Origin of the sequence: Streptomyces sp. NPDC057654, assembly GCF_042800135.1 — a bacterium.
In the GTDB taxonomy this organism is placed as follows: domain Bacteria; phylum Actinomycetota; class Actinomycetes; order Streptomycetales; family Streptomycetaceae; genus Streptomyces.
In genome coordinates this window covers 1-1,547 of record NZ_JBHVHQ010001321.1, presented here as the reverse complement: position 1 = coordinate 1,547, position 1,547 = coordinate 1, and the positions used below count along the sequence as shown (strand labels likewise).

Annotated in this window: 2 protein-coding genes and 1 tRNA gene; 1 reads left to right on the top strand and 2 read right to left on the bottom strand. The window is 70.9% G+C overall.

Annotation, left to right across the window (positions count from 1 at the left end; genetic code table 11):
* Positions 1-111 precede the first annotated feature (111 nt).
* Positions 112-606 (bottom strand): SRPBCC family protein, encoded by a 495-nt coding sequence (locus tag ACFU99_RS43240; RefSeq protein WP_384404162.1) that lies wholly within the window; start codon positions 604-606, stop codon positions 112-114.
* 67 nt (positions 607-673) lie between these two features.
* A tRNA-Val gene (locus ACFU99_RS43235) sits at positions 674-745 on the bottom strand.
* A gap of 305 nt (positions 746-1,050) precedes the next feature.
* On the opposite strand from ACFU99_RS43235, the gene ACFU99_RS43230 reads away from it, so the two are divergent.
* The gene (locus ACFU99_RS43230; RefSeq protein ID WP_003959770.1) at positions 1,051-1,464 is read left to right on the top strand and encodes an SsgA family sporulation/cell division regulator; all 414 of its coding nucleotides are present in this window, start codon (positions 1,051-1,053) and stop codon (positions 1,462-1,464) included.
* Positions 1,465-1,547: the final 83 nt, after the last annotated feature.

Here is a 1,547-nt window from a genome sequence, read left to right as displayed (position 1 = left end):
GACCTCTTCGGTGTGAACGAAGCGCTCTCCCACTGAGCTAATCGCCCGAGTTTCCGGCGGGGTCTCCCCCTGCGGAACGCCCCGAACAATACAGGCCGCGGCCGCCGTACTTCAAATTCCGGGCAGCCGCCCCGGGCTCCCCTCCGAGGCGTCCAGCCGTGCCCGCAGCCCGCGCCGGCCGCAGCGCATCATCCAGGCGTGGTTGGCGCGGAAGACGGGGCGGCCGGGGATCGCGAGCCGGCGCATCAGCGGCTTGGACACCCGGACCTCCTGTTCGAAGCGGACGCACGCGCCGGCGCCGCGCGCGGTCACCGTCCAGCGCGCCCAGCCGCACAGGTCGCCGCTCATCGCGATCTCCAGCACCCGGCCGACGGGGTCGCGCCGCCGCTCGCGGGCGGTGATGACGAGGTCGTACGGGAGGAGGGAGCGGAAGCGGGCGGTGCCGCTGCGCTCGTCGAGGGGGCGGACCTCCCGGACCTGGGGCCACCAGCTCGGGTACTCCTCGGCGCGGGCCAGCAGCGCGTAGACGGCGTCGGGGGGCGCGGCCACGAGCCAGTCGCTGCGGAACCGGTAGCGGTGCAGGGCGGTGGTCCGGGGTCGGATCATGCCCGTCAGCGCACACAAAAAGCCGGAAGTCCGCAAGGGCTGGGCCTCGCGGACTTCCGGTCGGGGGTGGGCGATACTGGGTTCGAACCAGTGACCTCTTCGGTGTGAACGAAGCGCTCTCCCACTGAGCTAATCGCCCCCTGCGCAGCGCAAACATTACCCCATGGCGGGCGGTGGCCGTGACCACGGCCGGGGCGGCCCATGAACAGTCCGGCGGACGGTCCAGTTCACCGCCGCGTCAATGCGATGTGGACGCCACGTCAACGCGACGCACCGAGACGTTCACCAGAACGGCGGTATACAAGCGGGATGAGTACGGCCGTCCGAGCTACCCGAAGACCCGCAAAGCGGGCAGAGGGGTTTACAACGGCACCGTAGGTGGCATGTCGATTTCGCCGACGTGCGAATCCCCGAGCGCACACTGAGCGAAAGGCCCTGGCGCTTATGAACACCACGGTCAGCTGCGAGCTGCACCTGCGCCTCGTCGTGTCGAGCGAGTCCTCACTCCCTGTACCCGCAGGTCTGCGGTACGACACGGCCGATCCGTATGCCGTGCACGCCACCTTCCACACCGGAGCCGAAGAGACGGTCGAGTGGGTCTTCGCCCGCGACCTGCTCGCCGAGGGCCTGCACCGGCCCACGGGCACCGGCGACGTCCGTGTCTGGCCGTCCCGCAGCCACGGTCAGGGCGTCGTCTGCATCGCGCTGAGCTCCCCGGAGGGCGAAGCCCTGCTGGAGGCCCCGGCGCGGGCCCTGGAGTCGTTCCTCAAGAGGACCGACGCCGCGGTGCCGCCCGGCACCGAACACCGTCACTTCGACCTCGACACCGAGCTCTCCCACATCCTGGCCGAGAGCTGAGGCCGGACGGGAGCCGGCGAGCCCACCACAAGCGGCCGTCCTAACTCGGGGGGACGGCCGACCCGACCAGCGCCCAGGCCGGC